Genomic DNA, 26,638 nt, shown 5'->3' with positions numbered 1-26,638 from the left:
CCGCCGCAAAAAACCGTGCTAAAAAACTAGCAGACGGCGTAGTCCTGGGGCTCGCGGCCGTAGTAGGCGTCCAGGTAGAGCTCCTTGATCTCGCTCATGAGCGGGTAGCGCGGGTTAGCGCCGGTGCACTGGTCGTTGAATGCCTGCTCGGTCATCTCGTCGAGGGTGTCGAGGAAGTACTGCTCGTCAACACCGTAGTCGGCGATGGTCTTCTTGACACCGATGAAGTCCTTGAGCTCCTCGAGCTTCGTGATGAAGTTCTCGAAGACCTCCTTGTCGTCCTTGCCCTCGATACCGCAGTACTTGGCCATCTCGGCGTAGTTGTGCAGCGCGTTGGGGTAAGGATACTGGGAGAAGGTACCCATCTTGACGGGAGCCTCGGCGGCGTTGTAGCGCATGACGCGGGTCAGGATGACGGCGTTAGCGATGCCGTGGGGCAGGTGATGGAAAGCGCCGAGCTTGTGAGCCATGGAGTGGTTGAGGCCCAGGAAGGCGTTGGCGAAGGCCATACCGGCCATGCAGGAGGCGTTGTGCATCTCCTCGCGGGCGTGCGGGTCCTTGGCGCCGTTCGTGAAGCTGGAGGGCAGGTTCTCAAAGACGAGCTTGGCAGCGCGCTCGGAGAGGCCCTTGGTGTAGTCGGAAGCCATGATGGAGACGTAGGACTCGATGGCGTGGGTCATGACGTCGATGCCGGAGGCAGCGGTCAGGCCGCGCGGGGCGGTCATGCAGTTGTCGGCGTCGACGATAGCCATGTTGGGGAGCAGCGCGTAGTCGGCGAGCGGCCACTTGATGCCGGTCTCCTTGTCGGTGATGATGGCGAACGGCGTGCACTCGGAGCCGGTACCCGAGGAGGTCGGGACGGCGACGAAGTAGGCCTTCTTGCCCATCTCGGGGAAGGTGAAGATACGCTTGCGGATGTCCATGAAGTCCATGGCCATGTCCTCAAACTTGCACTCGGGGTGCTCGTACATCATCCACATGATCTTGCCGGCGTCCATAGCTGAGCCACCGCCGACGGCGATGATGACGTCCGGCTCAAAGAGAGCCATCTGCTTGGCGCCGCGACGTGCGCACTGCAGCGACGGATCGGGCTCGACGTCGTAGAAGCAGTCGTGGGCGATGCCCATCTCGTCGAGCTTGGCCTCGATGGCGCGGGTGTTGCCATTCTTGAAGAGGAACTGGTCGGTAACGATGAAGGCGCGCTTCTTGCCCATGACGTTGCCCAGCTCGTCGAGGGCGACGGGCGTGGAACCCTTCTTGAAGTAGACCTTCTCGGGAGCGCGGAACCACAGCATGTTCTCACGGCGCTCGGCCACAGTCTTAACGTTGATCAAGTGCTTCACCCCAACGTTCTCGGAGACGGAGTTGCCGCCCCAGGAGCCGCAGCCCAGGGTCAGAGACGGCTTCATGCCAAAGTTGTACAGGTCACCGATGCCACCGTGCGAGGACGGGGTGTTGATGACGATGCGGCAGGCCTTCATGACGTGCTCGAACAGGCTGATCTTCTCGGCCTGGGCGGGGTGCACGTACAGAGAGGCGGTGTGGCCCGGGCCACCGGCGAGCACCAGGTGCTCGGCCTTGTCGACGGCCTCCTGGAAGTCCTTGGCGTGGTACATGGCCAGGACCGGGGAGAGCTTCTCGTGGGAGAACTCCTCCTTGGCGGGGTCGGTGGAGGTGACCTCGGCGATCAGGATCTTAGTCTTGGCGGGAACCTCGATGCCGGCGAGCTCGGCGATCTTGGCGGCAGCCATGCCGGGGATGCGGTGATCGAGGGCGCCGTTCTTGAACATGGCGGCACGCAGGGCCTCCATCTCGGCACCCTGCTTGACGAAGTAGCAGCCGCGCTTCTGGAACTCGGCCTTGACCTGGTCGTAGATGGTGTCGATGACGGTCACGGACTGCTCGGAAGCGCAGATCATGCCGTTGTCGAAGGTCTTGGAGTGGATGATGGAGTTGACTGCGAGCAGAACGTCGGCGGTGTCGTCGATGACGACCGGGGTGTTACCGGCGCCAACGCCCAGGGCGGGCTTGCCCGAGGAGTAGGCGGCCTTGACCATGCCCGGGCCACCGGTGGCGAGGATGATGTCGACGTCGCGCATGACCATGTTGGTCAGCTCGATGGAGGGGACATCGACCCAGCCGATGATGCCCTCGGGGGCACCAGCCTTGACGGCGGCGTCAAGCACGAGCTTGGCGGCGGCGATGGTGCACTTGGCGGCAGCCGGGTGCGGGGAGATGATGATGGCGTTGCGGGTCTTCAGGCTGATCAGCGTCTTGAAGATTGCGGTGGAGGTGGGGTTGGTCGTCGGGATGACGGCGCCCACGATGCCGATGGGCTCGGCGATCTTGGTGATGCCGTAAGCCTCGTCGCGCTCCAGGACACCACAGGTCTTGGTGTTCTTGTAAGCGTTGTAGATGTACTCTGCGGCGTAGTGGTTCTTGATGACCTTGTCCTCAAGAACGCCGCGGCCGGTCTCCTCGATGGCCATTTTCGCCAACGGGATACGAGCCTTGTTGGCGGCCATGGCGGCCTCATAGAAGATCTTGTCGACCTGCTCCTGCGTGTACGTAGCAAAAAGCGCCTGGGCCTCTCGCATCTGAGCGAGCTTAGCCTCAAGCGCCTCTACGTTGTCCACAATTGCGGGAGTAGTGTTTTCCGGTGACTTTTTCACCATTTGTGTCTCCTTGCGATCGGAGATTTACCCTACGACTTGCATGATAGCAAGAAATTATTCGGCGAACGGTCAGATTCCTCTAAAAGGCACACTAAAACGCTTCAATAAACTGAAACGTTTTAACTAAACAATCCGCCTGCTGCATCCCCTCGCTTATTGGGCATCGCCCCACTCATTGGGGACGGGCTTACATGAGTGCTTTCACTCATTTGGGACAGACATCGATTTGTCATTTTGCCGTTCTGGGCCTGTTGTTGCCACTCATTGGATATAAATAGGTTACAGGCTCAGCATTTTGCGTTTCTTCTCTCCTTTTAGGTGTTGCCTGTACAGCTTTGAAAGGAGAGATTATGCCCCGATGCGCCCGCCCCGTTTCGATCACCGGCTATTACCACGTCTTTGACCGCGGCAACTCCAAACAGATTATTTTTGAAGATGACTCCGACCGTTATCGTTTCTTATCGGATATCTCGGACAGGTTTGCGCGCCATGACGTGGCGGTGTTGGCTTGGTGCCTTATGGACAACCACTTCCATTTGATGGTTGATGACCCATTTGACAACCTTTCAAAGGCAATGCAGTGCGCGCTGACGGCATATGCTAAGTATTTCAATGGGAAAACGGGGAGAACGGGACATCTGTTTGACAATCGCTATTCGCGGGTCGCGGTTGAGTCGGACACGCAGGCGGTGCAGCTGCTCGACTATATTCATCTCAATCCCGTGAAGGGTGCGCTTGACTCGCTCGAGGCGTACCGCTGGTCAAGCTATAAGGCATATCAGCTGGGCTATGATCCCTTTGACATCTGTGATGCGGCCCCTATGCTCGATGTTGTCGGAGGCTCCCGTCGCTATTGCGAGCATCTCAAGAAAGTTGGCGGGCGCATCTGGTCAGTGGAGGTTCTTCCGCGCCGGAGGATCCCCGATGAGGAGGCTCTTTCCGTTGCGCGCGAAGTCCTGCCGAGCATAGATCCTGCGCTGCTCAAGGCCCTGCCACGCCCCGAACGCGATGCCTGCCTGCTGAGGCTCAGGCGGGCACATCTCACGGTCAAGCAAATTGCCCGTATCACCGGTATTGGCGCCACAAGCGTGACCAAGGCTACTGCAGGCTGGAAGGATGCAGCGTGAGATAGGGGCCGGAGCCAGTCGGTGTGCCGCTGGCATGCGTCATGTCTGTCCCCAATGCGTGAAAACACTCATGTAAGTCTGTCCCCAATGAGTGCAAAAAGGCGCCCTCCGTAGGGGAGGGCGCCTTTGGTAAGTTCTATGTGAACGCGAGGTCTTTGACCCGGAGAGTCCGAGGTACTTGTTGGTAAGACCTTATTTAGGAGCGCGCAACCTTGCCGGACTTGAGGCAGGTGGAGCAAACGTTCATCTTGCGACGGTGACCATCGACGACAACGTAGACGCGCTGGATGTTGGGGCGGAACTTACGGTTGGTGACGCGGTGAGAGTGGCTGATGGAGCGACCGGCAACGGGGTGCTTACCGCAAACTTCGCAAACTTTGGACATAACTGACCCTCCTTGGGCGACAAACGAACATGTCGCGTTAACAAACAAGCCTGAACTATAGCACAGAAGCAGTTCCCTGTGCGTAATCTACACAGAGATATTTCTCTTTTGGCGATAGTGCTCACGCCACGGCCCTGGACGTAGATCCGATTTGCGTGCAGCAGAGGGGATTATGCCAGCTCGTGCGTACGTTTTCAAGCTCGTCCCACAAATATATATAGGTTTATTGAGCATTGGGCTCCGTTTACGGATTGCCCTGTATTTATGCTCGCAATTAAGCTCGAGGTTGGCTACACTATCCCTTGACCATTAAAGGGGTACGAGATACCCACATGGAATTACATAGCTGCCAAAGAGCAGCCCTTCCTGTGGGTGTCTGGTCCGCTTTGAGCGGTCGGGCATCTATTTTTTTGACTGTGTCAGCAGTCAAGACATGTGAGGAAGGAGATCGATGGGCACGACTTCCCCCAAGGCGGTCATCATGGACGAGACCGCCGTCAATCGAGCGATGACCCGCATCGCGCACGAGATTCTCGAGCGCAACGAGGGCTGTGAAGACCTCGCTCTGGTCGGCATCGTCACGCGCGGCGACCTTCTGGCAAAGAAGCTCGCCGAGGAGATCAAGGAGATCGAGGGCGTCGACGTTCCGCTCGGCAGCCTCGACATCAGCTTCTACCGCGATGACTACGCTACCAATTTCGCTCCCGCGATCCACGCCACCAACATTCCCTTTAGCGTCGACGGCAAGCGCGTCGTGCTGGTGGACGACATCCTGTATACGGGCCGTACCATTCGCGCCGCTCTCGACGCCGTCATGGACCTGGGCCGTCCGAGCCGCATCGAGCTGGCAGTCCTCGTTGACCGCGGCCACCGCGAGCTCCCCATCTCGCCGGACTTTGTCGGCAAGAACGTTCCCTCGTCGCATGAGGAGAACGTGCACCTATATATGAAGGAAGTCGACGGCCACACCGCTGTCGAGATTAACGACGTCGCGCCGGGTTCCCACGTGGGCTCCGCGCCGCTGGGAGGTGAGTAGTACCGTGGCGTTCAACCATAAGCACCTGATCGACATTACCGAGTACTCCGAAGAGGACATCAAGCTCATCCTCGAGACCGCCAAGGCGTTCTCCGAGGTCAACGAGCGTGCGATCAAGAAGGTCCCCACGCTCAAGGGCAAGACCATCGTCAACATGTTCAACGAGCCCTCGACGCGCACCCGCAGCTCCTTCGAGCTCGCCGAGAAGCGTCTTTCGGCCGACAGCCTCAACTTTGGCGGCTCCTCGACCTCCACGGTCAAGGGCGAGAGCCTCGTCGACACCGTCGAGACCCTTAACGCCTATAAGATCGACTGCATCGTCGTGCGAGATAAGCACGCCGGTGCTCCCTACATCGTCACGCAGAACTCGCCCGCGAGCGTCATCTGCGCCGGCGACGGCAAGCACAACCATCCCACGCAGGCCCTGCTCGACCTGTACACCATCTGGGAGCACAAGGGCGACTTCCACGGTCTGAAGGTCGCCATCGTCGGCGATATCGCGCACTCCCGTGTTTGCGGTTCGCTGATCCCCGCCCTTAAGATCATGGGCTGCGAGACCTACGCCGTCGCCCCCGGCACGCTGCTGCCGCCGGCGCCCGAGGTCCTGGGCTGCGACCACGTGACGAGCGACCTCGATTCCGTCCTGCCCGAGCTGGACGTCGTCTACATGCTGCGCGTGCAGCAGGAGCGCCTCGAGGGTGCCCCGTTCCCGACCATTCGTGAGTACCACAAGCTCTTCGGTCTGACCAAGGACCGCGAGAAGCTCATGAAGCCCGATGCGATTATCTGCCACCCGGGCCCCATCAACCGCGGCGTCGAGTTCGACTCCTATATGGCCGACCACCCGCAACGCTCCGTCATCCTGGAGCAGGTCTACGCCGGTATCTGCGTGCGTATGGCTATCCTGTATCTGCTGCTTGGAGGTGCCGATAATGGCCTTGCTTCTTAAGAATGCCCACGTCGTCGACCCGTCCGTCGAGCTTGACGGTGTCGTTGACGTCCTGATTGACGGCGATAAGATCGCCGAGGTCGGCGAGAATCTCGCCGTCGAGGGAGCCGAGGTCCGCGACCTTTCCGGCAAGTACCTCGTCCCCGGCCTGGTGGACATGCACGTCCACCTGCGCGAGCCCGGCTACGAGGTCAAAGAGGACATTGAGAGCGGCACCCGCGCAGCTGCCAAGGGCGGCTTTACCGGCGTGTGCGCCATGCCCAACACCGACCCCGTTACCGACAACGGTACCGTCGTTGAGTTTGTCAAGTCCCGCGCTGCCGAGGTCGGCCACTGCCGCGTCTATCCGTCGGGCGCCATGACCCGCGGTCTTAAGGGCGAGGCCATGTCCGAAATGGGCGATATGGTCGCCCACGGCGCCGTCGCCTTCACCGACGACGGTCGCGGCGTGCAGGGCGCAGGCATGCTCCGTCGCTGCATGGACTACGGCAAGATGTTCGGCAAGGTCTTTATGAGCCACTGCCAGGACGAGGACCTGGTCGGCCACGGCCAGATCAATGAGGGCAAGGTCTCGACCCGCCTGGCTCTCGAGGGCTGGCCGGCTGCCGGCGAGGAGCTCCAGATCGCCCGCGACATCGAGATCGCCAAGCTGACCGGTGCCAAGCTGCACATCCAGCACATCTCCACCGCCCATGGCCTGGAGATCGTGCGTGCCGGTAAGGCCGCTGGCGTTCAGGTTACCTGCGAGGCCACCCCGCATCACATGTTCCTGACCGAGAACGACCTGGACGAGACCTACAACACCTCGCTCAAGGTCAATCCGCCGCTGCGTACCGAGGAGGATGCCGAGGCCATCCGTCAGGGCGTCATCGACGGCACCGTCGACGTTATCGTCACCGATCACGCTCCCCACACCCCGTGGGAGAAGGCCCGCGAGTTCGAGCTTGCGCCCTTTGGCATGATCGGTCTCGAGACCTCGCTGTCGCTCGTGCTCACCGAGCTGGTCAACACGGGCAAGATGAGCGTGGGCCGTATGGTCGAGCTCATGGCCATCAAGCCGCGTGAGATCCTGGGCCTCGACCAGGTTCAGGTCAAGGCGGGCTCCGTTGCCGACCTGACCGTGTTCGACCCCTCTGCCACCTGGACGGTCGGCGAGGACGGTTACGAGTCGCGCGCCGAGAACTCCGGTTTTGCCGGCCGCACGCTTACCGGTCGTGCCACCGATGTGTTTGTCGGCGGTAAGCAGACGCTCGCCGACGGCTGCATCTGCTAGCATAGCCTTATCGCTTTTGTGCGCGGTGCCCTTGCGGTGCCGCGCTTTCTGTTCGTTTTGACCATGCAATCGCATGGGGGATTGGAGCGTCTATGCCCACACCTTCCACTGCACGCATGCACGACTTCGAGGTCGTCTCGAACCAGGAGATCGCCGACGGCATCTTCTCGCTCGTCATCTCGGCCCCCAAGCTTGCAAGTGCGCTCAAGCCCGGTCAGTTTGTGAACATTGCCGTGCCCGGCGATGCGTCCTCGCTGCTTCGCGTGCCCCTGAGCTTCTATCGCGCCGACGCCCAGGCCGGTACCGTCGAGCTGTGGTACGCCGTCGTGGGTGACGACACCCGTCGTCTGTCGCAGATGGCCCCCGGCTCCACCTCTAACCTGCTGGGCCCCGGTGGCCGTGGCTGGATGGTACCCGAGGGCACCAGGAAGGCCCTGCTCGTCGCCGGCGGCATCGGCGTTCCGCCCGTGCTGTGCCTCGCCGGCATGCTTGCCGAGCAGGGTGTGGCCGTCGACGTGTGCCTGGGCTTTGGCACCGCGTCCAAGGCCGTGGGCATCGATGAGTTCCGCGCTCTGTGCGACACGGTCAACGTTTGCACTGACGACGGTTCGCTCGGCACGCACGGTTTTTGCACCGATCCTGCCGCCGAGCTGCTCGGCGAGGGCGGCTACGACTATGTCGCCAGCTGCGGTCCCGCCGTCATGATGAAGAAGGTCGCCGCCGCTGCCGCCGAGGCCGGTGCCTACTGCGAGGTGTCGCTCGAGCGCATGATGAGCTGTGGCTTTGGCGCCTGCAACACCTGCAATGTCGAGACGGTCGACGGTATGAAGGGTGCTTGCATGTGCGGCCCCGTGTTCGATGCTTCCAAGGTGGTGGTCTTCTAGTGGGTACCGTGAACATGGCCGTCGATTTCGGCGGCGTCAAGATGCAGAACCCCATCAACACCGCAGCCGGTACCTTTGGCTACGGTTGGCAGTTCCAGAACTTCTTTGATGTTTCCCAGCTGGGCGCCATCACCACCAAGGGTTGCGCTGCCGAGCCCTGGCCCGGCAACCCCGCGCCCCGCATGGCCGAGATCCCGGGCGGCATGATCAACTCCGTGGGCCTTCAGAACCCTGGTGTGGCTGCCTTTGCTCGCGAGTCCGGTCCGTGGCTCGAGCAGCTCTCCAAGGACGGTTGCCAGGTCATCTGCCAGGTCGCCGGTCACTCCGTCGAGGAGTTTGTCCGCGCGCTCGAGATGTATGTCGAGCTGTGTCCCTGGGCTGCCGGCTACGAGATCAACGTGAGCTGCCCTAATATCGCCGCCGGCGGTGCCGCCATGGGCTCCACGCCCGAGGGCGCCTCTTCCGTTATGGCTGCCTGCCGTAAGGTGACCGATAAGCCGCTGTTCGTGAAGATGGCGCCGGTCAACGTCGCCGAGATCGCCAGGGCCCTCGAGGCTGCCGGTGCCGACGGCCTTTCAGTCATCAACTCTATCCAGGGCATGGCCATCGACGTCCATACCCGCAAGTCCCGCGTGGCCAAGCCCAAGGGCGGCCTTTCGGGCCCGCTGTGCCACCACATCGCCGTGCGCATGGTCTGGGAGGTTGCCCAGGCCGTCGATATCCCCATCAACGGTGTCGGCGGTGTCATGACCGGAGAAGATGCGGCCGAGTTTATCCTGGCCGGCGCCACCTGCGTGTCGGTCGGTATGGCCAACTTCGTCGATCCGTGCGCTTCGCTCAAGATCGCGCATGAGCTCGAGGCCTGGGCCGAGTCCCAGGGCGTAAAGGACATCAACGAACTGGTAGGTGCTTTCGAATGCTAGAGACCGATGCCCGCGACCGCGTAATCGTCGCCCTCGACTGCGACCGTGAGCGTGCGCTCGAGCTTGCCCACGAGCTTTCGGGCCATGCCGCCTGGCTCAAGGTTGGCATGACGCTCTATTACGCTGAGGGCCCCGAGATCGTCAAGACCTTTAAGGACCTGGGCTTTAAGGTCTTCCTTGACCTTAAGTTCCATGATATTCCGCATCAGGTTCGCGGTGCCGCCCGTTCGGCCTCGCTTGCCGGTGCCGACCTGCTCTCGGTTCACGGCTTGGGTTCGGGCGCCATGCTCGCTGCCTGCCGCGAGGGTGCCGAGGAGGCGCGCGAGGACCGCGCCAAGCTCGTCGCCATCACCGTGCTCACGAGCATGAATCAGGATGCCTTGAGCGAGATTGGCGTCGAGTCGCCCGTGGCCGAGGAGGCCGCCCGCCTGGCAAAGCTCGCTCAGGCCAACGGCATCGATGGCATCGTGTGCTCGCCGATGGAGGCTCACGACATGCGTGAGCTGCTGGGTCCCGATGCCCTGATCGTGACTCCGGGTGTGCGTCCGGTGGGTGCCGCCTTAGGCGACCAGTCCCGCGTGGCGACGCCTTCCCAGGCTATCGAGCGTGGCGCAAGCCACATTGTGGTGGGCCGACCCATCACCGGCGCCGACGATCCGGTTGCCACCTTTGACGCCATTGTCGCCGAGCTGGTCGAAAACGTCGCGTAAAAGATTCCCCTAAGTCACCACTTTTGGGTCTCATTAGCACAAAATAGCCCCTGTACCTGCGTAAACTTTCCCATCCTTTGTGTGGAATCGCAGGTCAGGGGCTTAACTTTGGGCGCAGTATATTGCACTTTTTGCGGGTATCGTCTAACCTATGGAGCCGCGATTGGGCATTTTGTACGTTCTACGTGCTAAAATGCCAATTATTGAATCAGATATAACCCAACTATTTGGAGGTACGAATGGCACTCCCTCAGCTTACCGATGAGCAGCGCAAGCAGGCTCTTGAGAAGGCTGCTGCCGCACGTCACGCCCGCGCTGAGCTTCGCGAGCAGATCAAGAAGGGCGAGAAGTCCCTCGAGTCCGTGCTCAACTCCGATGACCCCATCGCTTCCCGCATGAAGGTTTCCACCCTCATCGAGTCTCTCCCTGGTTATGGCAAGGCCAAGGCCGCCAAGATCATGGAGGAGCTCGGTATCTCCGCTACCCGTCGCGTCCAGGGCCTCGGCGTCCGTCAGCGCGAGCAGCTCCTCGAGCAGCTGACCAAATAAGTGAGCGCTCAGGATTCCAAGCTCTTTGTGATTTCTGGACCGTCAGGAGCAGGCAAGGGTACGCTCGTCACTCGTGTGCGCGAGCGCCGCTCGAACCTGGGCCTGACGGTTTCGGCTACCACGCGAGCACCACGCAAAGGTGAGGTCGACGGCGTCAACTACTTTTTTCTGACGCGCGAGGAGTTCGACCGCCGCGTGGCAAACGGTGAGTTTGTTGAGTGGGCCGAGGTTCACGGTAACTGCTACGGCACGTTGGTGAGCGAGGTCACATCCAAGCTCGCCTCTGGCGCATCTCTGATTTTGGAGATCGATGTCCAGGGCGCCCTGCAGGTGAAGGAGCGTTTCCCCGAGGCCGTGCTGATCTTTATCAAGCCACCTTCGCTCGAGGTGCTTCGCGAGCGTCTAGTCGGTCGCGGTACCGAGACGCCCGAGACGATTGAGCTGCGTATGGCAAACGCCGCCGATGAGCTTGCCCTTGCCGACCGCTACGACGACGTCGTGGTGAATGACGATCTCGACCGCGCGACCGATGAGCTCGTTCGCGTTCTCGATATGCATGAAAGGATCTGAGGTCCGTGTCCGTTGTAAAGCCTTGCATTGACGATCTTCTGGAGAAGACCGATCACAACCGCTTCCTGCTCGCTTCGCTTGCCTCCAAGCGCGCCTGCGACATCAATAGCATGCTGCGTGGCCAGCACAATCGCGTGCTTGCCGTCCAGGATGTCGATGACATCACCATCGGGCTTTCCGGTGCCGATACCATCTCGATGGCTATGGACGAGATTGTCGACGGCGACATCTCTTACGACGAGGCCCGTTACGAGAAGGCGCTCGGCCACAAGGTTGCTGAAGCCTAAATGGCGGCTCGCGTCTGCCTGGTCCACTATCACGAGGTTGGACTGAAGGGTAAGAACCGCGCACATTTTGAGCATATCCTCATGGATAACATCAAGGCGGCCTTGGCCGCCTTTTCCGTGAATGCCGTGTCTCGAATTTCCGGTTATATCCTCGTGACCTTTAACGAGCATCAGGCCGACGAGGCGGCGCGTGTCATTCGCACCGTTCCCGGCGTTGCTCGCGTGTCTTTGGCGTATCACACCAATCGCGACCCTCAGGAGTACTGTGCCGCCGCCGTGAAGGCGCTGCGCGAGTTTGGTTCCTTCGATTCGTTTAAGGTGCACGCCAAGCGCTCCAATACCGACTATGAGCTCACCTCGATTGACATCAATCGTCAGGTGGGCGAGGTGCTGTGTGAGGCCTTCCCCGATAAAAAGGTTCAAATGCACGACCCCGATGCGATGGTGCACGTACTGGTGGTCCAGGGTAGCGTTTATGTGTACGCGCGCTCCGAGCGCGGCGTGGGCGGTCTGCCGGTTGGTTCTGCCGGCAAGGTCGTGACGCTGCTGTCGTCGGGTATCGATTCTCCGGTGGCGACCTGGATGCTCGCGCGTCGCGGCGCGGTGTGCGTGCCGGTACATTTCTCCGGTCGTCCGCAGACGCCCGATACGAGCGAGTATTTGGTGCAGGACATCATCCGTGCGCTTGAGCCGGGTGTCCAGATCGGCCGCCTGTACGTGGTGCCGTTTGGTGACTGCCAGCGTGAGATTTCGGTCACCTGTCCCAGCAACCTGCGCGTGATCATGTATCGCCGCATTATGTATTCGGTTGCCGAGCGCATTGCGCACATCGAGGGCGCCAAGGCCATCGTGACGGGCGAATCGCTTGGGCAGGTTGCCTCCCAAACGCTTGAGAATATCATGGCCGTCAACGAGGCCGTGAAGATCCCCGTGTTCCGTCCTCTCATCGGTTCGGACAAGCAGGAGATCATCGCGCGCGCCGAGGAGATCGGTACGTTTGATATCTCGACTGAGGCCGCTCCCGACTGCTGCACGCTGTTTATGCCGCGCCGTCCCGAGACGCACGCCAAACTCGATGCCGTGCATGAGGCCTGGGAGTTGTTCGATCACGAGGAGATGATCGAGCGCCTGCTCAAGCAGACCGAGTATATCGACTTCGAGAGCAATACGTATAAGGCCCCTAAGACCTTAAAACGCAAACATTCGGAGCTTGCTCCGCGTGAGATTTACCAAGATCACGAGTAATTTTGTGCATAGACCGACGATGCGCCTGCATCGTCGGCCTTTTGCTATCTGGGCATTTTGCGGCTAAGTGTTCATTTGCTGACGTGTGCCTGAATAAATGGACAGATTTGTGCAAGGTTTTGGTCGGTTTTTGGTTTGACCGCTAAAACCGGTTTTGGAGCGTGGCTGTTGCAGGGCTCCTTTCCTGACACGATGGTGTTGGGAGGTTTTGCTATGGCGCAGCGCGAACAACACGAACGGGTCAAACGGATGGACCGCTTGGCGGACAAGCTGCTCGGTCATAAGGCAGTGGTGATGGCGATACTGGTCGTCATTGCGATGGCGAGCGGCTTGGCGATGGCGAACCTTGGCGGCGGTGCCGGCGGTGTGTCGTTTGAGCGCACTGACGGTACGGGCTCGTTGATGGAGCCGGGATCCGGTGATGCCTCGAGCGGAAAGACATCCGAAGGTTCTTCGACTAAGGCTTCTGCCACGGCAGAGGTCTATGTCGATGTCGATGGCGCCGTTGTGTCGCCCGGTGTATATCGCCTCAAGGACGGCGCGCGGGTGGCTCAGGCGATTGATGCCGCCGGCGGGCTGGCGCCCGAGGCAGACGTTACGGGGCTCAATCGGGCATCTAAGGTCACTGATGGACAAAAAATCCACGTTCCAACGGTAGGGGAGCAGCAGGCGTCCATTGCGGAAGCCGGTGTTGATGGTGGGGCTTCCGCATCATTGGGCGTGAGTGGCGCAACGGGCCTAGTCAACATCAATACGGCAAGCACGGCAGAGCTGCAGACGCTCTCGGGCATCGGTCCCTCCATGGCACAGTCGATTATCGATGAGCGTACAAAGAACGGTGCTTTTGCCTCGGTTGACGATCTGATGCGTGTGTCGGGAATCGGCGAGAAGAAGCTTGCCAAAATCAAAGATTGCATCTGCGTATGAGTGCGACCGAGCGCGAGCATGTGATGCCTCCGCGGCCCTTGATGCCGTGGACGATGGCCCTGTGTGCCGGCATGTGCGTGAGCTGCGCTTTGGTGCTTAACGTGGCCGCTGATGCGCTGCTGAGGGAGCGGGTGCCGGCGGTCGGGCCGCTATGGGCCATTCCCGTTGCGGCGGCGGTCTTCGTTGTGCTGGCTCAATCTTGTGCGCGGCTTGCCCCTTTGAAGCGGTGGCTGTATGCCGCGTCCGTCGGTCTCGTGGCGGGAGCGGTCGTCTCGGCGTGGTGGGCTGTGGGCACGCTAGGCGCCTCGAAGGCGCTCGACGGTCGAGCGGCAAGCAGCCTCGAGTTTGTCGTGCAGGGTGATCCATCCATAAACGACGACGTGTATTCCTATACCTGCGAGGCACGCGCGGACGGTAAGAACTTGGCAGCGGTTCGCCTATCGTGTGACCGCGAGCTCAAGGTCGGGGCGCACGTGCGTGTTATCGGTCGCGTTTCACGTTTTGAGAACGATGCGTTTGGACGATCGCGCGCGCTCCGAGGCGAGGTACGCAAGGTTCAAGCCGTTCGGATTGTGCCGGTCGATGAGGGCTCTCCGGGGCCGCTGCTTCGGCTGCGAAATGGGCTGCTTGCGTCCATTGCGCCTGCGACCGACCCGGCGCGTGCGCTCATAGCCGGTGTCGCCTGCGGTCGTTCGGCCGAGCTGCGCGCCCAGCCGGCGGGCGATTGGTTTTCGGTGACGGGGACGGCGCATCTTATCGCCGTCTCGGGCAGCCATTTGGCTATCGTGGGGTTTGTAATCGAGGGCGCATTGCAAAAGACTCGGTGCTCACGTGGTCTTCAGCGGGCGATATTGGCGATATCGCTTGTTGGCTACGCTGCCTTTACGGGCGCGTCTCCTTCGGCCGTGCGCGCGTGCTGCATGGTGTTCGCGACGCTTGTCGTAAACGGCGCGGGGCGTCGCCGGCACGGCGAATCGGCACTCTTCGTAACCATGTCCATCTTTGTGCTACTGCGGCCGACGGTGCTGTTCGAGATGGGCTTTCAGCTTTCATGTGCCAGCGTCTTAGCCATTCTGTGCTTTTGCCCCTATGCGACCTACGCTTTGGGTGAGCTGGGTGTGCCATCGGGCGTCGCCAGCATGCTTTCCGCCACGCTGTGCTCGCAATTGGCGACACTTCCCATTACCATTCCCGCCTTTGGTACGTTATCGCTCATTGCTCCGCTGGCAAATGCGGTCATCGGTCCGGTGGTGAGCGTACTGCTTGCTGTGTCGATTGTGCTGGTTCCCTTTTCGCTCGTGGCACCTTTGCGGACTTGGGCGCTCATTGTGCCCATGATTGCCGCCCGTTGCGCACTGTTCTTCGAGCAGCTGTTTGCCGCCGTGCCGGGTGCATCCGTGAGTTTGCCGCCCGATAGCATGTGGATTTACCTAGTGCCGTGTTTGCTGGCGGTTCTGCTGGTCTGGTGGCCGCGTCCCCGTGCACGTCCTATGGCGGTGGGGCTTGCATGCTTGGTACTCCTGGCTGCGATTCCGTACGTCTACTGGGATCGATTCGCTCCGCCTTCGGTGACGGTGCTCGATGTGGGCCAGGCCGATGCGATTCTTATCCGCCAGGGCGGCGCAGTAGCACTCGTCGACTGCGGGCTCGACGAGCGCATGGTGGCGGCGTTGGTTCGCAATAACGTGCACCATATCGATGCCGTCTTTGTGACGCATTGGGATGAGGACCACTGGGGTGGTCTGCCTGCCGTGCTCGAACAGTTTTCGGTTGGAACGATTGCCGTGGCGGCGGATGCGCTGGAGGATGCTCCTGCCGAGGTATTGAACCGACCTGGCGTTGAGTATCGGCAGGTGCGCCGTGGGGATACGGTCGATATCGGCTCATTTTGCGCCCGCGTGATGTGGCCATTCGAGTCCGTGGATGGCGAGGGAAATGAGGACTCGCTTGTCCTGCTGCTCTCCTATGTTCAGGAAGGCAGGGGCCTGCGTATGCTCCTCACCGGTGATGCCGAGCTCGACCAAGAACGGGAATTCGTGCAGGAGGTGGGGGAAATCGATGTACTTAAACTTGGGCATCACGGCTCTAAGGTTTCAGTCGATGGTGAGTTGCTGGACGTCTTGAAGCCTGAGCTTTCCCTTGCGAGTGCGGGCGAGGGGAATCGATACGGCCATCCGTCCGATGCCTGCATCGATGCCGTTAAGGAAGCGGGCGGTGTGTTCGCGTGCACTATCGAACACGGCGACATTACCGTCACGCCAACTGCGAATGGCTTTGCGATGCGATGCCAGCGACCGTGACGACGTCGTTGGCGTGTGGTGGGCCCCTGGGCTAGAATGGCACGGAACGAATACGAAGGCCTGCGGGAGGGGAGCGCAATGTCCGAAACCAGTCTGTTGCCGGCATATCTGATCGTCGGTACCGACGGCGTCAAGCGCGATCACGCCGTCTCGCGTATGAAAGCGCGTCTGGAAAAGTCGGGTATGGTCGAGTTCAACCTCGACGAGCGCGATATGACCAAAGACCCCGATATCGAGTCGATTATCGGATCGCTCAACGCCTTTCCCATGGGCAGCGAGTTTCGCCTGGTAATCCTTGACGGCTGCTCAAAACTCGCCAAAGCGATCTCCGAGCCGCTTGTCGACTATCTGGCGAGTCCCAGCCCCACGACGGTTTGTCTCATCATCGCCGACTCGCTTGCCAAGAACACGCGCCTGTATAAGGCGATCGCCAAGATCGACAAGAAGGCGGTGATCGATTGCTCCGGTACCAAGCGCTGGGAGCTACCGCGCCGCGTGCAGCAGATGGCGACGCAGCACGGCAAGTCGATCTCGACGGCGGCCGCCGAAGAGCTCGTTTCGCGCTCGGGCGAGAACACCCGCATGCTCGATAACGACTTGGCTAAGCTTGCCCAGATGGTCGAGGCGCCCCAGATTGAGCTTGCCGACGTTGAGCGCTGGATTGTACGTACGGCAGAGGTCCAACCCTGGGACTTTCTCAATGCGGTCTCGGCACGTGACATGCGACGCTCGCTCGAGCTTTTCAATCTATTGCCCGCCAAGAGCTACGTGTGGACTTACACGTTGCTGTGCGGCCGCATCCGCGAGCTTATCGTCGCCAAGGCGCTCGATGCGCGCGGACAGGGTCGTGAGCTGGCCGCAACGCTCAAGCTCCAGTCCTGGCAGGTCAAGAATCACTTGACCTGGGCACGTCGCTTTTCGATGGCAGAGCTCGTCGCGGCGCTCGAGGGGGCGGTCGATGTAGAGCTCGCGCTCAAGGGTTCGGCCGATTCTGAGGCCGCGCTTTTGCTCTGGATTACGAACATCTTGAGAAAATCGTGATGATACCTGCCTATTTGACAAATTCGTTCTATCCCTTTGAGGGGGAGCGTGCTATAGTAGGCGCTTGCATGACCTCACCGTGTCTCAGAGGTGTCATACATTTTTTGCAAGGAACTCGAAAGGAACTCCAGAAGTGGCAAACATCAAGTCTCAGAAGAAGCGTATCCGCACCAATGAGGCAGCTCGCATGCGTAACAAGGCTGTCAAGTCCGAGCTCAAGACGCTGACCAAGCACGTCCAGTCCGCCGTCGCCGAGGGCGACGCCGAGAAGGCCCAGGCTGCCCTCAAGACCGTCACCAAGCGTCTCGACATGGCTGCCGCCAAGCATGTTATCCACAAGAACCAGGCTTCCAACCGCAAGTCCGGTCTTGCCAAGCTCGTGAACAGCATCAACGCTTAAGTTGTAAATTTCACACCACACAGATTACGCGCATAAATGGAGCCTGTTTTATGGAACAGGCTCCATTTTTTGTACCGCTCGGGTAAGATAGTCCGCATGAATACTTCAATTGACATTTCCCACATCCGCAACTTCTCGATTGTTGCTCACATCGACCATGGCAAGTCCACGATCAGTGACCGCATTCTCGAGCTCACCCATACCGTCGACGAGCGCGACATGGAGTCGCAGCTGCTCGACACCATGGATATCGAGCGCGAGCGCGGCATCACGATCAAGTCCAATGCCGTTCGCGTGTCCTATGACGCCGACGATGGCGAGACGTATCAGTTCAATCTGATCGATACGCCGGGCCACGTGGACTTTACCTATGAGGTCTCGCGCTCGCTGGCAGCCTGTGAGGGCGCGGTGCTCGTTGTCGACGCCACACAGGGCGTCGAGGCACAGACCGTCTCCAACGCGACGCTTGCCATGAACGCCAATCTGGACATTGTGCCGGCCATCAACAAGATCGACCTGCCCTCGGCTCATCCCGACGAGGTTAAGACCGAGATCGAGGATGACCTGGCGATCCCTGCCGATGATGCCGTGTGTGTCTCGGGCAAGACCGGCGAGGGCATCCACGATCTGCTGGAGTCCATTGTCTTTCTGATCTCTCCGCCCAAGGGCGATGCGAATGCGCCGCTCAAGGCACTCATTCTGGATTCATACTTCGACGAGTATCGTGGCGTCGTCGCCACGGTGCGCATCTTTGACGGCTCCATCAAAAAGGGCGATACCTTGCGCATGATGCAGGCAAAGGGCGACTTTTTGGTCGATGGCGTGGGCGTCAAGCGTCCCGCCGAGACGCCGGTCGACGCGCTGACGGTCGGCGAGGTCGGATACGTGGTCACGGGCCTGAAGGACCCCGAGGCCGTTCGCGTGGGCGACACCCTTACCTGGGCGTCGAACCCCTGCCCCGAGCCGCTTCCCGGTTACCGCGAGGCTAAGCCCATGGTCTATACGGGCCTGTTCCCGATCGATAACAAGGACTACGAGAACCTGCGTGACGCGCTCGATAAGCTGCATGTCAACGACCCGTCGTTGGTGTGGGAGCCCGAGACTTCGGTGGCGCTCGGCTTTGGTTTCCGCGTTGGCTTCTTGGGCCTGCTGCATATGGAGGTCGTCAAGGAGCGCCTGGAGCGCGAGTTCAACCTGGACCTGATTGCCACGAGCCCTTCGGTGGACTATCACGTCTACAAGACCGACGGCGAGATGATTGATGTTCGCAGCCCGCAGGATCTGCCCGAGGCTACGCGCATCGAGCGCATCGAGGAGCCCTACCTCAAGGCCAAGATTATCTGTCCGCCCGAGTATACGGGTGCCGTCATGCAGCTCGCTATCGAGCATCGCGGCATTACAACCGACATGATCCATCTCACGAGCAAATCGGTCGAGATGCGTTTCGACATGCCGCTTGCCGAGCTCATTCTGGACTTTTTTGACCAGCTCAAGAGCCGCACCAAGGGTTACGCCTCGCTCGACTACGAGTTCAACGAATATCGCCCCTCCGAGCTCGTCAAGCTCGACATCCTGCTTTCGGGCGACGAGGTGGACGCGCTGTCGTTTATCGTGCACAAGGATAAGGCTTATGGCCTGGCCCGCGGTCTGTGCGACAAGCTCAAGGAAATCATTCCGCGCCAGCTGTTCGAGGTGCCTATCCAGGGCGCCATCGGCAACAAGATCATTGCCCGCTCTACCGTCAAAGCGCGCCGCAAGGACGTGCTGGCCAAGTGTTATGGCGGCGATATCTCGCGAAAGCGCAAGCTGCTCGAGAAGCAGAAAGAGGGCAAAAAGCGCATGAAGGCCATCGGCTCGGTCGAGGTTCCGCAGGAGGCCTTTATGGCGATTCTCAAGGTGGCCGAGTAGGTCCATGGCACTTTCTGAATACAGCAAGCGGTTGCTTGGCGCCTATGCCGAGCAACCGTTCCTTATGGCTCCCATGGCGGGCGTGACCGATCCCGCCTATCGCATCATGTGCCGCCGTCGCGGTGCCCATCTTGCCTATAGCGAGATGGTGAGCGTGGCGGGCCTTGCCTATGCCAGCAATAAGACGTGGCGCCTGGTACTGCCGGCCGATGAGGAGCAGCAGATCTGCGTGCAGCTCTTTGGCTCCAAGCCCGATCAGTTTGCGAGCGCTGTTGCTGCCGTCGAGGAGCGTGTGGGCGATCGCCTGTCGCTGATCGATATCAACATGGCCTGCCCGGCTCGCAAGGTCGTCACCAAGGGCGAGGGCTCGGCGCTTATGCGCACTCCCGATCTGGCCGAGCAGATCGTCGAGGCGGCGGTGGGCGCGGCGCATGTGCCCGTGACCGTAAAAATCCGTAAGGGCTTTTACGCCGAAGACCGCAACGCCGCGACGTTTGCCCAGATGCTTGAGGGAGCAGGGGCCGCCGCGGTGGCGGTACATGGTCGCTGCGCCACGCAGCTCTATACGGGCCAGGCCGATTGGTCGGTCGTCGATGAGGTGGCCGACGCCGTCGAGATTCCCGTTATCGGTTCGGGCGATGTGTTCTCGGCAGAGGACGCTGCTGAGCATCTGCAAAGCTCGGGTGCCAGCGCGGTGTTTATCGCGCGCGGCATCTACGGCAATCCATGGGTGTTCGGCGATGCCCGAGCCCTTGCACTCGATGGCACGCCGGTTCCTTCTCGCTCCTCGGTTGAGCGCCTGGATGCCCTGCGCGAGCACCTGACGCTCACGCACGAGCTGTTGCCGCTCATGTCGCGTGCCCGCACGTACGCAAGCTGGTATCTAAAGGGCATGCCCCATGCTGCCGCCTGGCGCGCTCAGGTGGTGCGTTGCTCCACATACGAGGAGTTCATGGCACTGGTCGATGATATCGAGCACGATGTGGTGGCCTGTGAGGCCGCACTTGCCGCCGGCGAGTCGGTGCCCGCTCATCCGTTGGAGGCCTAACGGTGGCCGTTACCGCGCTGTACGTGCATGTGCCGTTTTGCGCCCAAAAATGCCGGTACTGTGACTTTGACTCACGCAGTTTTGCTCCGTGCAACATGAGCGTTGCGCTCGATACCTATTTTGAGCAGTTGTATGCGCGCCTCGATGCTTTTGGCGACGCAGGCGCGCTTGCACAGATCCGCACCGTCTATGTTGGCGGCGGCACGCCGTCGCTGGCGGGGGAGCGTTTGGTAGAATTTGCCCGGCGTATCTCTGCGTGGTGCAAGCCTGTTGAGTTTACCTGCGAGGCCAATCCCGAATCGCTGACCGCAGAGCTTGCCACTGCGCTTGCCGGGGTGGGTGTCACGCGCGTCTCTCTGGGCGTGCAAACGCTCGATAACGTCGAACTTACCGCCATCGGCCGCATTCACGATGCCGATCGGGCGCTCGCTGCCATCACGACGGTCAAGGACGCTGGGCTTGTCGTGTCGTGCGACCTGATGTGCGGCCTTCCCGGGCAGACCGACCTAAGCTGGCAGCGCACACTCGATGGCGTGTTGGCGGCGGCGCCGCATCATGTGTCGGTGTACCCGCTCACGCTCGAGGAGGGCACGCCGCTCTATCGCGTGGCGTGTCGCGACGAGTCGCTCGAGCCCGACGAGGATTTTCAGGCTGCATGCATGGATGCGGCGCGTGAGCGCCTGAGTGCGGCCGGCTATCACCCGTATGAGGTGGCAAGCTACGCGCTCGACGGCCATGAGTGCGCCCACAACATTGCCTATTGGACCGGACAGGGCTATCTGGGTTTGGGCCGCTCTGCCGCCGGTATGCTCGACGCCGAGGATTTCGATCGCTTGGCCGGGCTGTTTCCCGACGTGCTTGCTCGCGGCGATGCGTATCGCGTGCGCTTGGTGCAACGCGACGATGCCGCGACGACGTTTGATGCCGAGTATCTGTCGCAGCGCGAGGCGGCGGCCGAGGATTTGATGCTTGCCTGTCGCATGACGCGTGGCATTGGGCCCGATCTGTTGGTTCGCTCGGCAAGCGTGATCGCTGCAGATGAGTTGGCGGCGGCCTGCGACCGTGCGGTCGAGTTGGGCCTTGCCACCTGGGTGCCCGATCATATTGAAGGACATGCGGGGCGCGTCACCTCGAAAGACGTTATCGCAGGTCGCGTCCGTGCTCGTTTAGCGCCCACTCACTTGGGCTGGCTCGATGGAAATGTGCTGTTCGAGCTGTTTTGGGGTCTAGCCTAGGCCGCTCGGGTAGAATTACCGCAATATATACGCTGCTGTGAGCAGGAGGTTGCCGCGCATGGCGACGATGAACGAAAAAGATTACTACGAGATTTTGGGTGTCTCCAAGGACGCCACCTCGCGTGATATACAGAAAGCCTTCCAGCAAAAGGCCCGCAAGCTCCATCCGGACGTCAACAAAGAACCGGATGCCGAGGAAAAGTTCAAAGAGGTTTCCGAGGCCTATGCTGTGCTTTCGGACGAGCAGAAGCGTGCGCGCTACGACGCCATGCGCTCGGGCAATCCCTTTGCCGGCGCTCCCACGGCTTCGCCCTATGGCGGCGGTTACGCCGGCAGCGCGGGCTACGGCAATCCCTTTGAGGGCGGCTTTCCCTTTGGTGGCGCCTGGGGTCAGCCGCGTCGCGGGCAGGCTGCCTATAATCCCGAGAACGGCGCCAACGTGGTCGTCGATATTAAGCTCGACGCCAAGGAGGCCAAGGGCGGTGCCCGCAAGACCGTCCGCTATACGCGCTTCGATACCTGTGGTCACTGCGGCGGTTCGGGCTCTGTTTCGTCCGAGCATGCACATACCTGTCCGAGCTGCGGCGGTCGCGGCCACATCGATGTCGACCTGTCCTTTCTGTTTGGTGCCGGCACGTTCCAGTCTGTCTGCCCTGAGTGCGGTGGCTCCGGTAAGGTCGTCGCCGACCCCTGTCCCGATTGCGGCGGCAGCGGGCGAACCCGTGTGACCTCCGAGCAGACGATTGAGTTTCCCGCCGGCACGCACGATGGCGACGAGGTCCGTATTGGCGGCATGGGTCACGCCGGCACCAACGGCGCCTCTGGCGGTGATCTGGTCGGTCGGGCCCATGTTGAGGCCGAGCGCCTGGAAGGCAAGGCCCGTACCGGTTTTTACCTGATGGGCATCGTGGCGCCGTTTTTGGTGCTATCGGCCATCTCGGGCGTGTTCTCGGCCTTTGCCGTGATGTGCTTTATTCCGTTTGCCATGGGCCTGTTCATGGTGCTCTCGGACGGCGTGCTGCACCGCAGCCTGCTGTGGTGGAAGCGCGGCGCGATGCAGTTTGCCAACGGTTTTGCCAACGGATTTATGTTTGCGCTCGTGTCGGTTTGGTTTGCGAGCTGCTCGCAACGTGCCATGCTTTCGCCCTACGCAATGCAATAACATCAAACCCTCTGTTTGCGGCCGGCCCAGCTTGGGTATAGGACGCACTGTGACAATAATGAAAGTCGGAAGGATTCGGTCGTGTCGGAAAATAGGGATTACTACGAGGTGCTTGGCGTCGACAAGGATGCCGACGCGCGGACGATTAAGCGCGCGTTTCTAAAGAAGGCCCGTACCGTACACCCGGACGTTTCGGACGACCCCGAGGCCGAGGCTAAGTTCAAAGAGCTCAACGAGGCATATTCCGTTCTTTCCGATGAGCAGAAGCGTGCTAACTACGACCGTTACGGCACTGCCGACGGCCCTGGTGGTTCGGGCTACGTCGACATTAACGATATCTTTGGCGGCATGGGCATGGACGACCTCTTCTCGTCGTTCTTTGGCGGCGGTGCCGGCGGTGGCGCCCGAAATCGCTGTGAGCGTCGTCGCGGCCGCGACATGGCCATCTCCCTTTCGGTGACGCTCGAGGAGGCGGCACTCGGGTGCAAAAAGACGATCAGCTATGACCGCCTTGCTCCCTGTGAGGATTGCAATGGCACCGGTAGGGCCGAGGGCGCGCAGGAAAAACAGTGCAGCCGCTGCCACGGCACGGGCTATGTCACGACGGTCCAGCGTTCGTTCCTGGGCCAGGTTCAGTCCTCTTCGCCTTGTCCCGACTGCCACGGCGAGGGCACGGTCATCGATCATCCCTGCGAGACCTGCGACGGTCAGGGCCGCACGCCTTCGCATGAAAAGATCGACATCGATATCCCCGCCGGCGTTTCGACCGGTCGCCAGCTGCGCGTGAGCGGCTTTGGCGAGGCTGGCCTTCGCGGCGAGCCCTCGGGCGACCTGATCGTCAACGTGCGCGTCGCCGACCACGAGCGTTTTAAGCGCAACGGTGACGACCTGTACCTCGTGAGCGATATTTCGATTGCGCAGGCAGCGCTCGGCTGCGAGATCGAGGTCGAGGGCATTATGCCCGATGAGGTCGTCAAGGTGACGGTCCCTGCTGGTACACAGTACGGCGACACCGTGAGCGTCAATAATTACGGCATGCCGCGCATTGGCGGTGGCGGTTCGCGTGGTCGCCTGATCGTGCAACTGCGCGTGGTCGTTCCCACCAATCTTTCCAATAAGCAACACGAGCTGCTCCGTGCTTTTGCCGATGAGATGGGCGATGACGTCGCTTCCGGTAAGAAGTCGGTGACCGACCGTATCAAGAGTGCCCTCGACGATATCCTCGATTAAGGAGCCCGCGTGCTCGCACCCCATATTTCCGTCGTCAACCTCGGCTGCCGCGTCAACCGGGTTGAGTCTGACCGTATCACTGCCGATCTTATGCGCCTGGGCTTTGCTATTGTGGATCCCCAGGATGCCGATCTGATCGTCATTAACACCTGTGCCGTTACGGGCGAGGCCGAGGCCAAGACCCGTAAGGCCGTCCGTCATGCGCTGGCCCATCCTAACGACCCTTACGTGGTCGTAACCGGCTGCGTCGTCAACCTGCATCCCGAGGAGTTGCTGGAGCTCTCCGATCGCGTGATCGCCGAGCCGTCCAAGATTGACGTCGCCGAGCGCGTCTGCGAGGTACTGGGTGTCGAATCCGATAGCGTTCCCGCCTGCAGCGATGGCGAGGTGGTCGATGCGCTCGGTCGCTCTCGCCTGGGCGTGAAGATTCAGGACGGCTGCAACCATCGCTGCACCTATTGCATTGTGTGGAAGGCACGCGGCCCCGAGCGCTCCGTGCCCGTCGAGTCCGTGCTCGAGCAAGTTCGTGAGGCCCAGGAGGCCGGCGTGCCCGAGGTGGTGCTGACCGGTGTGAACCTGGGTGCCTACGATGGCAAGAGCGCGACCGACGAGCATGTCGAAATCGATGAGCTGCTTGAGGCCATCATGGAGCGCACGTCTATTCCGCATGTGCGCATTTCCTCGGTCGAGCCCATGGATATCTCTGAGCGCCTGCTTAAGGTGATGGCGCGCTATCCGCAGCGTATCGCCCCGTTTTTGCACCTGCCCGTGCAGTCCGGCTGCACGGCGACCCTGCATCGCATGGGCCGCCCCTATAGCGCCGAGACCTTTGAGGACACGGTGCGTATGATTCGCGCCAACTTGCCCCAGGCGTCTCTTTCGTGCGATGTCATCGTCGGTTTTCCTGGTGAGACGGACGAGGAGTTCGAGGAGTCGCTGGCGCTGTGCCGTCGTGTGGGTTTCTCGCGTATGCACGTGTTCCGCTATAGCAAGCGTCCCGGTACCCTTGCTGCCGATATGCCCGACCAGGTGCCGCCCGAGGTTATGGCCGAGCGCAGCCGTCGTATGCGAGCCGCGGCGCAGGAACTCGCCATTGCCGACGCTCGTCGTCGCGTGGGCACCGTCGAGCGTGCCGTCCTCGAGTACGGCGACAACCTGACGCTCGGTTCGTTCCATCATGCCCGTCTTGACGATACCTGTGGACTTACAGCCCCGTGCCTGCTCGATGTTGCTATCATCGGAGTCGATGATTCCGGCTTGGTCCATGCGCGCAGGGAGGTTCATGGAAGCCTCGAAGATTAGACTTACCGTTCCCGAGGGAATTGATCCCTCGTGCGTTTTGGGCGCCGGCGACGGCGTCCTTCGTGCGCTCGAGAGCTTGGTTCGCGCCCATGTGGTCGCCCGTGGCGATAGCATCGCCGTGAGCGGTGACCCGGATGAGGTCGAACTCGTGGCGCGTTTTTTCGAACATGCTTTTCGCGAGGCGGCCGCCGGGCGCACGCTGTCTGCCGACGATGTCTCTCGCTGCCTGGCCGTCTTGCGCGACGGTGAGCACGAGGCTACGTCGCTTCGCGATGACGTGCTGCTTTCGTATCGCGGCCGCGTCATTCGTCCCAAGACGCTCGGGCAAAAGCGCTACGTGGATGCCATTCGCTCGCATACCATCACCTTTGGCTTGGGTCCAGCCGGTACCGGTAAGACCTATCTGGCCATGGCGCTCGCCGTTGCCGCGCTCAAGCGTCACGAGGTGGGCCGTTTGATCTTGACGCGTCCGGTTGTCGAGGCGGGGGAGAATCTGGGCTTTTTGCCCGGTACCCTTGAGGAAAAGATCGACCCCTACATGCGTCCGCTCTACGACGCCCTTTTTGACATGATGGATCGCGAGCGCACCGATGAGCTTATGGAGCGTGGCGTGATCGAGATCGCCCCGCTTGCCTACATGCGCGGCCGCACGCTGAGTGATGCCTTCGTGGTGCTCGACGAGGCGCAAAATACCACGCCCGAGCAGATGAAGATGTTCCTGACACGCCTTGGGTTCAACTCCAAGTTCGTGATTACCGGCGACCTGAGCCAGCGCGACCTGGTGGGTCGTCGTGGCGGTCTTGCTGACGTTGAGCAGATTTTGGGCCGTGTCGACGATGTCGCATTTTCTCACCTCGAGCGTGCCGACGTGGTGCGCCATGCCCTGGTGGGTCGTATCGTCGAGGCATATGAAGCTTATGATGACGTGCGCGAGCAGCGCCCGCGCGACCGAAAGGAGTCCCGTTGAGTGTATTGATCAGCAACGATGCCGAGCTCGATACGCTGCTCGACGCGCAGGAGGTGGAGCACATCTGCGAGGTTGTGCTTGCCGCCGAGGGCGTTGAACGTGGAGTCGAGATTTCCCTTTCGTATGTCGACGAGGACGAGATGCACGAGCTCAACCACGAGTGGCGCGGTATCGACCGCACCACCGATGTGCTCTCGTTTGAGTGCGATTCGGCCTTTGACGATGACATTCCCGCCGATGAGACGCTCGAGCTCGGCGATATTATCTTGGCCCCGCAGGTTATTGCCCGTCAGGCCCCCGGTTTTGGCAATAGCCCCGCTGACGAGTGCCGTCTGATGCTCGTACACGGAATGCTGCACCTGCTGGGCTATGACCACATCGAGGACGACGAGGCCGAGGTCATGGAGGCCCGCGAGGACGCCATCCTGCGCGATCTGGCGCTCGAGCGCGGCGAGGACCCTAAGCTAGTCCACGTCGGCCCCATCACCAACCACGCCCACGACTAG

25 protein-coding genes are annotated in these 26,638 nt (G+C 60.9%); 23 read left to right on the top strand and 2 right to left on the bottom strand.

The genetic code is table 11. The features are described 5' to 3' along the window. Nucleotides 1–26: 26 nt before the first annotated feature. Nucleotides 27–2,675: a bifunctional acetaldehyde-CoA/alcohol dehydrogenase gene (adhE, locus tag LCQ44_RS08870; protein WP_117716641.1), complete on the bottom strand. Its 2,649-nt coding sequence runs from the start codon at nucleotides 2,673–2,675 to the stop codon at nucleotides 27–29. A gap of 335 nt (nucleotides 2,676–3,010) precedes the next feature. On the opposite strand from adhE, the gene LCQ44_RS08865 reads away from it, so the two are divergent. Next, a complete protein-coding gene (locus tag LCQ44_RS08865; RefSeq protein WP_225093640.1) occupies nucleotides 3,011–3,802 on the top strand; it encodes a transposase in 792 nt (263 codons plus the stop codon). A 196-nt stretch (nucleotides 3,803–3,998) separates the two neighbouring features. Here LCQ44_RS08865 and rpmB read toward each other — a convergent pair whose 3' ends face one another. Next, nucleotides 3,999–4,187 (bottom strand): 50S ribosomal protein L28, encoded by a 189-nt coding sequence (gene rpmB / locus LCQ44_RS08860; protein ID WP_022094725.1) that lies wholly within the window; start codon nucleotides 4,185–4,187, stop codon nucleotides 3,999–4,001. Between the two features lie 451 nt (nucleotides 4,188–4,638). On the opposite strand from rpmB, the gene pyrR reads away from it, so the two are divergent. The 22 genes from pyrR (at nucleotide 4,639) to ybeY (ending at nucleotide 26,638) form a co-directional block, all read left to right on the top strand. Continuing rightward, entirely contained in the window at nucleotides 4,639–5,223 is a 585-nt protein-coding gene (gene pyrR, locus LCQ44_RS08855) for a bifunctional pyr operon transcriptional regulator/uracil phosphoribosyltransferase PyrR (RefSeq protein WP_006236123.1), read from the top strand. Nucleotides 5,224–5,227: 4 nt separating this feature from the next. Continuing rightward, nucleotides 5,228–6,172 (top strand): aspartate carbamoyltransferase catalytic subunit, encoded by a 945-nt coding sequence (locus LCQ44_RS08850; protein ID WP_225093639.1) that lies wholly within the window; start codon nucleotides 5,228–5,230, stop codon nucleotides 6,170–6,172. Continuing rightward, nucleotides 6,156–7,445, top strand: a complete 1,290-nt coding sequence (locus LCQ44_RS08845; protein WP_225093638.1) for a dihydroorotase — start codon at nucleotides 6,156–6,158, stop codon at nucleotides 7,443–7,445. The genes LCQ44_RS08850 and LCQ44_RS08845 overlap by 17 nt, the downstream gene beginning before the upstream one ends. A gap of 116 nt (nucleotides 7,446–7,561) precedes the next feature. Beyond that, nucleotides 7,562–8,329, top strand: coding sequence for a dihydroorotate dehydrogenase electron transfer subunit (locus LCQ44_RS08840; RefSeq protein WP_225094250.1), 768 nt, complete (start codon nucleotides 7,562–7,564; stop codon nucleotides 8,327–8,329). A gap of 14 nt (nucleotides 8,330–8,343) precedes the next feature. Then, nucleotides 8,344–9,252, top strand: a complete 909-nt coding sequence (locus LCQ44_RS08835) for a dihydroorotate dehydrogenase (RefSeq protein WP_192924107.1) — start codon at nucleotides 8,344–8,346, stop codon at nucleotides 9,250–9,252. Further along, nucleotides 9,246–9,962, top strand: coding sequence for an orotidine-5'-phosphate decarboxylase (gene pyrF, locus LCQ44_RS08830; protein ID WP_225093637.1), 717 nt, complete (start codon nucleotides 9,246–9,248; stop codon nucleotides 9,960–9,962). The genes LCQ44_RS08835 and pyrF overlap by 7 nt, the downstream gene beginning before the upstream one ends. 239 nt (nucleotides 9,963–10,201) lie before the next feature. After that, on the top strand, nucleotides 10,202–10,510 hold the full coding sequence (mihF, locus tag LCQ44_RS08825) for an integration host factor, actinobacterial type (protein WP_006236130.1): 309 nt from the start codon (nucleotides 10,202–10,204) through the stop codon (nucleotides 10,508–10,510). Further along, nucleotides 10,511–11,080 carry a guanylate kinase gene (gene gmk / locus LCQ44_RS08820; protein WP_006236131.1) on the top strand — a complete coding sequence of 190 codons (570 nt, stop codon included), beginning with the start codon at nucleotides 10,511–10,513 and terminating at the stop codon, nucleotides 11,078–11,080. It abuts the gene before it with no gap. A 5-nt stretch (nucleotides 11,081–11,085) separates the two neighbouring features. Next, entirely contained in the window at nucleotides 11,086–11,367 is a 282-nt protein-coding gene (locus LCQ44_RS08815; protein WP_035138532.1) for a DNA-directed RNA polymerase subunit omega, read from the top strand. Beyond that, the gene (thiI, locus tag LCQ44_RS08810; protein WP_006235944.1) at nucleotides 11,368–12,612 is read left to right on the top strand and encodes a tRNA uracil 4-sulfurtransferase ThiI; all 1,245 of its coding nucleotides are present in this window, start codon (nucleotides 11,368–11,370) and stop codon (nucleotides 12,610–12,612) included. Between the two features lie 213 nt (nucleotides 12,613–12,825). Further along, nucleotides 12,826–13,539 carry a helix-hairpin-helix domain-containing protein gene (locus tag LCQ44_RS08805; protein ID WP_225093636.1) on the top strand — a complete coding sequence of 238 codons (714 nt, stop codon included), beginning with the start codon at nucleotides 12,826–12,828 and terminating at the stop codon, nucleotides 13,537–13,539. After that, nucleotides 13,536–15,839: a DNA internalization-related competence protein ComEC/Rec2 gene (locus LCQ44_RS08800; protein WP_225093635.1), complete on the top strand. Its 2,304-nt coding sequence runs from the start codon at nucleotides 13,536–13,538 to the stop codon at nucleotides 15,837–15,839. The genes LCQ44_RS08805 and LCQ44_RS08800 overlap by 4 nt, the downstream gene beginning before the upstream one ends. A gap of 78 nt (nucleotides 15,840–15,917) precedes the next feature. Next, nucleotides 15,918–16,880: a DNA polymerase III subunit delta gene (holA, locus tag LCQ44_RS08795; protein ID WP_225093634.1), complete on the top strand. Its 963-nt coding sequence runs from the start codon at nucleotides 15,918–15,920 to the stop codon at nucleotides 16,878–16,880. A 133-nt stretch (nucleotides 16,881–17,013) separates the two neighbouring features. Continuing rightward, nucleotides 17,014–17,280, top strand: coding sequence for a 30S ribosomal protein S20 (rpsT, locus tag LCQ44_RS08790; RefSeq protein ID WP_022094714.1), 267 nt, complete (start codon nucleotides 17,014–17,016; stop codon nucleotides 17,278–17,280). A 96-nt stretch (nucleotides 17,281–17,376) separates the two neighbouring features. Continuing rightward, the gene (lepA, locus tag LCQ44_RS08785; protein WP_225093633.1) at nucleotides 17,377–19,188 is read left to right on the top strand and encodes a translation elongation factor 4; all 1,812 of its coding nucleotides are present in this window, start codon (nucleotides 17,377–17,379) and stop codon (nucleotides 19,186–19,188) included. 4 nt (nucleotides 19,189–19,192) lie between these two features. After that, the gene (dusB, locus tag LCQ44_RS08780; protein ID WP_138374182.1) at nucleotides 19,193–20,236 is read left to right on the top strand and encodes a tRNA dihydrouridine synthase DusB; all 1,044 of its coding nucleotides are present in this window, start codon (nucleotides 19,193–19,195) and stop codon (nucleotides 20,234–20,236) included. 2 nt (nucleotides 20,237–20,238) lie between these two features. Then, entirely contained in the window at nucleotides 20,239–21,471 is a 1,233-nt protein-coding gene (hemW, locus tag LCQ44_RS08775; RefSeq protein WP_225093632.1) for a radical SAM family heme chaperone HemW, read from the top strand. A 58-nt stretch (nucleotides 21,472–21,529) separates the two neighbouring features. Further along, complete coding sequence (locus LCQ44_RS08770) at nucleotides 21,530–22,633, top strand: DnaJ domain-containing protein (RefSeq protein ID WP_171021457.1); 1,104 nt, start codon at nucleotides 21,530–21,532, stop codon at nucleotides 22,631–22,633. An 81-nt stretch (nucleotides 22,634–22,714) separates the two neighbouring features. Continuing rightward, nucleotides 22,715–23,863 (top strand): molecular chaperone DnaJ, encoded by a 1,149-nt coding sequence (gene dnaJ / locus LCQ44_RS08765; protein ID WP_225093631.1) that lies wholly within the window; start codon nucleotides 22,715–22,717, stop codon nucleotides 23,861–23,863. 9 nt (nucleotides 23,864–23,872) lie between these two features. After that, nucleotides 23,873–25,165: a MiaB/RimO family radical SAM methylthiotransferase gene (locus tag LCQ44_RS08760; protein ID WP_225093630.1), complete on the top strand. Its 1,293-nt coding sequence runs from the start codon at nucleotides 23,873–23,875 to the stop codon at nucleotides 25,163–25,165. Next, on the top strand, nucleotides 25,146–26,132 hold the full coding sequence (locus tag LCQ44_RS08755; RefSeq protein ID WP_195520394.1) for a PhoH family protein: 987 nt from the start codon (nucleotides 25,146–25,148) through the stop codon (nucleotides 26,130–26,132). Before LCQ44_RS08760 ends, LCQ44_RS08755 begins: the two co-directional genes overlap by 20 nt. Next, nucleotides 26,129–26,638, top strand: a complete 510-nt coding sequence (gene ybeY, locus LCQ44_RS08750; RefSeq protein ID WP_117770331.1) for an rRNA maturation RNase YbeY — start codon at nucleotides 26,129–26,131, stop codon at nucleotides 26,636–26,638. Before LCQ44_RS08755 ends, ybeY begins: the two co-directional genes overlap by 4 nt.

The organism is Collinsella aerofaciens (genome assembly GCF_020181355.1).
GTDB lineage: Bacteria > Actinomycetota > Coriobacteriia > Coriobacteriales > Coriobacteriaceae > Collinsella.
This window is presented reverse-complemented; position numbering and strand designations above follow the sequence as displayed.